General features: G+C 47.8%; 5 protein-coding genes and 1 tRNA gene. 4 read left to right on the top strand and 2 right to left on the bottom strand.

What is annotated here, in order from left to right:
• Window positions 1-163: 163 nt before the first annotated feature.
• Window positions 164-430 carry a hypothetical protein gene (locus PN462_RS11385; protein ID WP_272128337.1) on the bottom strand — a complete coding sequence of 89 codons (267 nt, stop codon included), beginning with the start codon at window positions 428-430 and terminating at the stop codon, window positions 164-166.
• 115 nt (window positions 431-545) lie between these two features.
• On the opposite strand from PN462_RS11385, the gene PN462_RS11380 reads away from it, so the two are divergent.
• The 3 genes from PN462_RS11380 to PN462_RS11370 all read left to right on the top strand — a co-directional run bounded on the left by PN462_RS11380 (window position 546) and on the right by PN462_RS11370 (window position 5110).
• Entirely contained in the window at window positions 546-2873 is a 2328-nt protein-coding gene (locus tag PN462_RS11380) for a transglutaminase TgpA family protein (protein ID WP_272128336.1), read from the top strand.
• A 43-nt stretch (window positions 2874-2916) separates the two neighbouring features.
• Window positions 2917-3005: transfer RNA gene (locus tag PN462_RS11375), tRNA-Ser, on the top strand.
• A gap of 539 nt (window positions 3006-3544) precedes the next feature.
• Window positions 3545-5110, top strand: coding sequence for a helix-turn-helix domain-containing protein (locus tag PN462_RS11370; protein WP_272128335.1), 1566 nt, complete (start codon window positions 3545-3547; stop codon window positions 5108-5110).
• 105 nt (window positions 5111-5215) lie between these two features.
• On the opposite strand, the gene aroB is transcribed toward PN462_RS11370, so the two are convergent.
• The gene (aroB, locus tag PN462_RS11365; protein ID WP_272128333.1) at window positions 5216-6355 is read right to left on the bottom strand and encodes a 3-dehydroquinate synthase; all 1140 of its coding nucleotides are present in this window, start codon (window positions 6353-6355) and stop codon (window positions 5216-5218) included.
• A gap of 85 nt (window positions 6356-6440) precedes the next feature.
• Between aroB and petL the strand changes: the two genes are divergently transcribed.
• Window positions 6441-6533, top strand: coding sequence for a cytochrome b6-f complex subunit PetL (gene petL, locus PN462_RS23525; RefSeq protein WP_443029144.1), 93 nt, complete (start codon window positions 6441-6443; stop codon window positions 6531-6533).
• The last annotated feature ends 134 nt before the right edge of the window (window positions 6534-6667 follow it).

Below are 6667 nucleotides of genomic sequence, written 5' to 3'. Positions count from 1 at the left end.
CCTCTATTCTCTCTCCTCTCTCCTCTATTCTCTCTCCTCTCTCCTCTATTCTCTCTCCTCTCTCCTCTATTCTCTCTCCTCTCTCTGGGGGAGAACAAATAACAAATACAATAAAAATGGGACACTCGCTTGGGTGTCCCTGATGATTGTTTATGGGGTAGAATTAGGTTTGGAGGAGTTTTTTGGGGGCCGGGGTATCAACTTCGCGTCGTCCACTGCCTCGCTCCTTTTCTAAACTACTTTCTTGGTAACTGTAACTCCGTCGGCCACTGCCGCGATCGCTGCATTCGTCATCGCAAATGTTACCATCGGAAGCCGTAGTTTTCTCGGAGATAGGGGGCTGTAAAGAAGCAATTTCTGTACTGCCTACCTTGGCAACGGGAACCAGAGCTAGTAAGCTCAAAAGTAATAGGGTAAAATAAGTTTGCATAACAAAAAATCCGTGTCAGGTTTCTATTCCCTGATACGGACTTTCTTGGGTTGGATCAGGATAACCCGTCGATTTTTTCCCAAAAATTTCTAGTCCCTATTCCCTATTGCCCATTATGACTCCCTCACAACTCCGAAAAATTCCTGGCATTGGCGAAGTTTGGCAGCGTCTCCAAGCTATCCCGAAACCTAAACCTGAAGAGTCCATTGGGTTACGGGTGGGGGTCCAGGCATTGGTTGCGGTGGGAATAGTGGCCACGGATATTGCGGCGGAAACGAGTATGAGTGTTTGGGCCATTCCGCTTAGTTTTGTGGGGGCCGCTTGGAGTTGGCAACGACGGGAGAAACGGAATATTGCTACTAAGTTTCTCATTGCAATGGGGATGTTGGTGGCGTTAATGTATTTTTTCGATAATTTACTGGCGAATTTGAATGATACTCGTTTAGTGTTAGCCCAATTATTGATTCATCTTCAGGTGTTACATAGTTTTGATCTCCCCCGTCGGCGGGATTTGGGCTATTCGATGGTGATTGGGTTAATTTTATTAGGGGTGGCTGGCACAATTAGTGAGACGTTGACGTTTGCACCGTTGTTGGTGGTGTTTCTGGCCATTGCCATTCCGGTCCTGATTCTCGATTATCGCTCCCGTTTGGGGTTTGACCAAACCCAATCCCCCGCTACGACTCCCTCTCCTCGTCAAAAACGGCGGCCTTATTCTCCTCTGTCTCTCCCCCGTCTCCTTTTACTTTTTGGGGTGACAGTTGGCGCAGGATTGATTATTTTTGCTTTATTTCCCCGTTTTCCTGGTTATCAGTTACAAACGATGCCTGTGAGTAGTTCCTCGTTTATGGAGAATCAACGGTTTAATGAGTTTAATCGGGGGATTCTGCGGCCTGGGAGTGGGGAGGAAGAGGGAGACGGCACGACGGAGGAGGAGAGTATTACGGGAGAAGGGGGGACCGCAGAGGAGGAAAACGCGCTGTATTACGGGTTTCAAGAGGAATTTGACCTCACCCAACCCCGGAGTCAACCGCCGACTCCCAAGGTGGTGATGCGGGTGAGATCCCAAGCACCGGGGTTTTGGCGGGTGTTGGCTTTTGACCGTTATACGGGGACGGGGTGGGATATTTCTAGGGAAGATCGTTTTGTGACCATTGATCGACCGTCTTGGACTTATCGGTTTTATTTGGCGGCCCCCTATTCGGAGAAATATACTCGCACGGTGATCCAAACTTATACGATTTTAGAGGAGTTGCCCAATTTAGTCCCAGCGTTGTATCAATCTCGCGCTTTGTATTTTCCGACTCCAGAGGTGGCGATTGATCCTGAAGGGAGTATTCGGGCCCCGGTGGCCTTAACGGAGGATTTAACTTATACGGTGGTGTCGGATGTGTTATTGCGCGATCGCACCCTGCTCCGTCAGGCCCCCACTAACTACAACTCCACCACCGAGAAATATTATTTACAACTCCCCCCTGGTGTGAAAGCGCGAGTTAAGGAAAAAGCCGAAGCACTCTTGGCCACCGCATCCCAGCCCATTACCAGTCCCTACGAAAAAGCTCTCTTTCTCGCCCAAGCTCTCAAACAAAACTATAGCGAAGTCCCGATCTTTGCTTTAGAGGAGGATGAGGATTTAGTGGAAGCCTTTTTGTTTAAATTTGAAGGGGGCTATATTGACCATTTTCCCACGGTTTTAGCCGTGATGCTCCGTTCCTTGGGGATTCCCTCTCGTGTGAGTGTGGGCTATGCTACAGGGCAATTTAACCCCTTTACAGGCTTTTATTTGGTGCGGAATGTGGACGCTTATCCCCTCACGGAGGTCTTTTTCCCGGAATATGGCTGGTTTTCCTTTGATCCTCGGCCCGGTTATCCCTTATATCCTCCCTCTGTGGAAGATACGGAAGCCTTTGGGGTGGTGAAACAGTTTTGGCAATGGGTGGCCGGTTGGCTTCCTTCCCCTGTCACTGGCTTTTTAGGGTATCTCTGGACCACTATTATGGGGGGACTGTTGACCATGGCGGGTCGCTTGTGGCAGTTTCTCTCTAGTAGCGCGATCGGTCTTCTCAGTGGCATTGTCGTCATCATTGCCATGATCTTTGCCAGTTGGCTCAGTTGGCAACAACTCCGCGACTGGTTAGCCTTCCGTCGTCTCCGCAAACTCCCCCCTGTTGAGCAAATTTACCGTAAAATGCTCCATCGTCTCGCAAAAGCAGGCTATCCTAAACACCCAGCCCAAACCCCCTTAGAATATGCGGCCACTCTCTCCCAAGGCACTCCCCAGCGTCTCCATTCTCTAGTTACAGTAATTATCAACGCCTATTTACAATGGAAATATGGGGAAAAAGCCCCCAACCTTCCGGAATTACAGCAAACGTTAAGGCGTTTAACCCGCTTAACGCGACAACCGCAGCGATTGCAGAAAAAAGATTCAGCGAACCGTTGACAGGATCGGGAGAGAATCGCTTATAATAATATATTGTCGCCTTGGAGAGGTGGCTGAGTGGTCGAAAGCGGCAGATTGCTAATCTGTTGTACGGTGAACTCCGTACCGAGGGTTCGAATCCCTCCCTCTCCGTTTTAGTCAATAAACAATTAACAATTAACAATTGTTGTTGGTGAACAAGGGAATAGGGAACAGGTAATAGGGAAGAGGGAATAATATATATATTTTTGTTTTCCCCATCTCCCCCACCTCCCCTATCTCCCCCACCTCCCCTATCTCCCGACTCCCATCTCTCTTGCCTCACAAGCAAATGAACACTTCTTCAGCAAGCTCTACAGATTTCTTAACAAAAATTAAAGGTCTCAAAATTGGGGAAATTAGGCAGAAATTGTGAATTTTTTTAGGAAATGGGTTGACCTGTCGTTGTGATCTGACTACTCTTTCTATTCCTGTTCCTCAAGTCCAAAATACTCCATTCAAACCCTTTGATTTCCGGAGATCAACGGCGTTTAAGAAAAAATGCTCATTGCTAACATTTTCGATATCTGCTTTATGACATATTGAATCTAGAACCCCCCATCTAGAAACGCATCCTCATCAACCGTTACACTGATTTCTTTCTGGACTCAGAACGCCTAAGTCCCCTGAAATGAACTCGTTTCGTAAATATCATGTCCGATCACTCAGTCTGTTGTCAATTTTCCTATGCCAATTGCCCCATTCTTCCTCCTCAGAGGAATGCTACTGTGTCTCGGACATTGTGTTTAGAAGCGTGTCCGGCCTTACCCTTACCGACACCTTCGAGTAAACGAGGCCGCTATAAACAACTAGACTGGGATTTATCCCTCAGTCCCGATTTATTCTTAAATGGGAGAAATCATCCCTTTGCCTCCTGCTTGGGGATCTGGGAAATGTCGAATATATTAGCCCAGAGGACTAATATTGCCTGGGATGTTGATCAAGGGGGAAACTGGTGTTATAGACGGGAGGTGAAAGGGGAACAAAATGCGATCGCCTTTCATATAACCCAACTCCCCAACCTCCCCAAAACCGCCCCCCTCTCCCCCAACCCCACCGACTACCATCTCCCCCCAGAAACCGCCACAGAAGTCCTAAAAACCTTTGATTTACGGGCAGTGTGTTTACATTTAATCTATGCGGCCTATGCCACCACCTTACACCAACCTTGGCAAGAGGAATTTGTCGTCAGTAGTGATCAACTCGAAACCTATTTAGGATTAGATAAACGGAAAGACTTAACCAAAGCCGCCAAACTCTTATTACTCAAACAACTAGCCTTTCCCCTCGATCAAATTACCGTATCCCTTCACTGGCCGCAACGAGGCCCCATTCCCCCCGTCACCGTAGAAGAAGACCAAATTTGGCATTTAGTAGAAATGCAGCATCACTGTATCCGCAACACAGAGGAGGAGTCGCAAGTGGTGGGGTTAACCTTTCGCATTCGGCCTGGCCGTTGGGCCCACGGGTTTCTCAACCGTCAGAAGGCCCGAGAGAAAACCGCTTATTTTCAACGGGGAGTCTTACCTCTGCGGGTGTTACAGTCGGTGATGCGATACTGGCAACAACATGAAGGGGCCATGGGAATGTTGGTGTGGTTATTGTTTAAATTGAGAGTAGGACCCAATCAACCCGTCAAAGTAGAAACCTTGATGGGGGTGGCCTATGGGAGTCAGGGGTTAAAACGGGCAAAACGCGATCGCGAATGGCGCAAAACCCTCCTACACCGCTACGAAGGGGACCTAGAAACATTAACCCATTGTGGTGTACAACCCGTCTTTGACTCCCAAACCTATCCCGTGGACATTCAACCCTTTTGGGCTAAAGTAGCGGCCATTCCCGAAGAAAGCGAAGCCGCCGTTGATTTTTGGATTGCCGATGCCCAAAATGATCAGAGTATCACAGCCGCTAGTCCCCGGAAAAAATGGCAACGCTTAATGAAAGCCCGCATTGCCCAGTTTAACCTAGCCCCAGACTGGCAAAAAGAGGCCAAAAAACCTCGCCTCAAACGACAAAGAAAACGCAAACCCGAAACCCCCTCCCTCACCCGTGAACAAATTAGAGAAAAACGGCGACAAAAGGGGTGGAGTCAGCGAGACTTAGCCCAGTTTATCGGTAAGAGTCAAAGTTGGGTCCGGGATATTGAAAAAGGCCGACTGTCCATTAATCCTGCCGTACAACAACAATTACGGGAATTATTAGATGAAAGTAGCCAGTAGGGGTTTATTGCATAAACCCTTCTGGAGCGTATGCAATGCACCGCTCCCAAAAAACATCAACAAGCGGGGGTTATTGCATAAACCCTTCTGGAAGTGCTGAACTGGTTACTGATTACTGATGACTGCCTGTTCAATGATGTCTGGGGAAACCCGATCGCTAATCGTCACTTTACCAATTTCTGTGGGTAAAATAAAACGAACTTTGCCGTCTTTGACCTTTTTATCCGTTCGCAAGGTTGCTAAAATCGCCTCTGGGTCTAAATCTGCGGGAATTTGCGTAGGAAGTCCCGCTTTTTCAATCAGTAATTTTTGTCTATTGGCATCCTCCCGACTCCACCATTCTAGTTGTACCGCAATTTCCCCCGCCGCAACCATACCAATCGCCACCGCTTCCCCGTGGTTAACTTGTTGATATCCCGTTAAACTCTCAATAGCATGACCAATCGTATGCCCATAATTTAAAATTGCCCGTAACCCCGCTTCTTTCTCATCCTCACCAACCACATCCGCTTTCGCTTGACAAGACCGGATTAAAATCAGTTGTAACAAGTCTGGGGTGAGATACTCAAACTGATCAAGACGGTGAGACACTTCTAACTTGAGAAACAACTCCCGATCCCAAATTACCCCATATTTAATCACCTCCGCCATTCCAGCCCGAAATTCCCGGTCTGGTAACGTTTTTAACACTGCCGGGTCAATTAAAACCAATTTAGGCTGATAAAATGCCCCAATCAGGTTTTTTCCCTTGGGATGGTTTACTCCTGTTTTCCCCCCAACCGACGCATCCACCATCGCTAACAGAGAAGTAGGCACTTGTACAAAATTCACCCCTCTCAGCCACGTCGCCGCCGCAAACCCCGTCATATCTCCAATCACCCCACCCCCTAGCGCGAGGAGGGTAGAATTGCGTTCTAGGTGGTTCTCCAATGCCGTATCATAGACCCCTTGAATAGACTCTAGAGTTTTATACTGTTCTCCTGGGGGGATAATATGGGTGGCGACCTCGTAACCAGCTTGTTGTAGAGAAGTAATGGCCTGTTCGCCATAATAGCCAAAAATTTCCGGATTAGACAGTAATAAAATTTTCTTGCCTAAAGAGAGAGAGAGCAAGCGTTCCCCCAGTTGCAGTAAATTATCCGGCGCGATAACAATATCATAAGCCGTTTGGGGGAGATTCACCCGTAGAGTTTCTTGGACAGTTGCACTGTGGCGAGTTTCAACGGTTTGGGGTTCAGCATTCATGAGCAATTCAGGATAACAAGTTTCGAGTGGGAGTACCAAAACGGTACAATATTACCGTGTTTATGGTATTTAAGGAGTTTTATTCATGGCTGTTGCTGCCTACTTAGGGATTTTAGTTGCTTTTACTGCCGTTGCGGTTATCCTGTACAAAGGTTTCCGTGCGGTTGGTTTAATCTAACAAGCTCGTAACCATCCCGTAGGGTGCGTTAACGAAGTGTAACGCACCATAAACTGTACAAAGCCATCCCGTAGGGTGCGTTAACGAAGTGTAACGCACCATAAACTGTACAAAGCCATCCCGTAGGGTGCGTT

Source organism: Spirulina sp. CS-785/01 (assembly GCF_028330525.1).
Taxonomy (GTDB): domain Bacteria; phylum Cyanobacteriota; class Cyanobacteriia; order Cyanobacteriales; family Spirulinaceae; genus JAQMSD01.
The sequence above is the reverse complement of the archived record's forward strand: the minus strand, read 5'-3'. Positions and strand labels throughout refer to the sequence as shown.